General features: G+C 64.9%; 1 protein-coding gene. It reads right to left on the minus strand.

Going from position 1 to position 353, the window contains the following annotated elements; all coding sequences use genetic code 11:
• Positions 1-24 precede the first annotated feature (24 nt).
• A partial coding sequence (locus ACFHWS_RS28625) for a hypothetical protein (RefSeq protein ID WP_416569599.1) occupies positions 25-353 on the minus strand: 329 nt, incomplete at its 5' end.

Genomic DNA, 353 nt, shown 5'->3' on the forward strand with positions numbered 1-353 from the left:
CGGGCAGCGACACGCCGAAAGTCGTCACCCGCCCACGGCCGACTTTGATACACGCCCTAGGCGGAAGTGCCAGTTCGGGCGCGGGTCGGTGTGTTCGATGACGTGATCGAAGCGGTCGCCGCGCAGGACGTCATGGTCATCGCCCGAGCCATGGAAGTAGTCGGGCAACGTGCCCGCTACCCCCACCCTGACCCGCCGCATACCGTAGTGCTTCAGCACCTGTTGGAGCGGGTCGACGAGTGCGCCATCGAGCACGGTGACTACGCTTTGGTTATCGCTGACGAACGCGCCAGTGGTGCGCGCGACGTTCGACGATCCGAATCTGGTGTCGTGTGCCGGTCTCGTTCCGGTGA

The organism is Micromonospora sp. LOL_013 (assembly GCF_048060315.1).
GTDB lineage: Bacteria > Actinomycetota > Actinomycetes > Mycobacteriales > Micromonosporaceae > Micromonospora_E.